Origin of the sequence: Streptomyces cellostaticus, from assembly GCF_001513965.1 — a bacterium.
Taxonomy (GTDB): Bacteria; Actinomycetota; Actinomycetes; order Streptomycetales; family Streptomycetaceae; genus Streptomyces; species Streptomyces cellostaticus.
This window is the reverse complement of sequence record NZ_KQ948124.1, coordinates 1-526: the sequence shown is the minus strand read 5'-3', so window position 1 is coordinate 526 and position 526 is coordinate 1. Positions and strand designations below refer to the sequence as shown.

The window sequence follows — 526 nt, the reverse complement described above, 5'->3', positions numbered from 1 at the left end:
CTACCGGGTGTTTGTGGAGGTCAGTCCGCATCCGGTGCTGGGTATGGCTATTGCGCAGGCCGGTGAGGATCTGGTGGCGGCGGCCAGTTTGCAGCGCGGCGATGGCGGCCGTGGGCGGTGGTTGACCGCGCTGGCCGGTGCGTATGCGGCTGGTGTCGAGGTGGACTGGGCAACGGTGACCGCCGATGGCGCGAGGAAGGTTGCTCTGCCGACGTATCCGTTCCAGCGTCAGCGCTACTGGCCGAAGGCTGTCACTGGTCGTGGGGATGCTTCGTCGATCGGTCTGCAGCGTTCTTGGCACCCGTTGTTGGCGGCCGCGGTGTGGCTGGCCGAGGGTGACGGGCTGGTGTTGACGGGTCGTCTGTCGCTGGCCGCGATGCCGTGGCTGGCCGATCACGCGGTCCACGGCACGGTCCTGCTGCCCGGTACCGCGTTTGTGGACCTGGCGGTCCACGCCGGCGATCTGGCCGGGTGCGGTGTCCTGGAGGAGTTGACGCTTCAGGAGCCGCTGGTCCTTCCCGGCTCT

General features: G+C 68.4%; 1 protein-coding gene. It reads left to right on the top strand.

Features of this window, described 5'->3' with window-relative positions:
- The coding region (locus tag AQI88_RS42350) for a polyketide synthase dehydratase domain-containing protein (RefSeq protein WP_208616110.1) at nt 1-526 on the top strand (526 nt) is incomplete at both ends.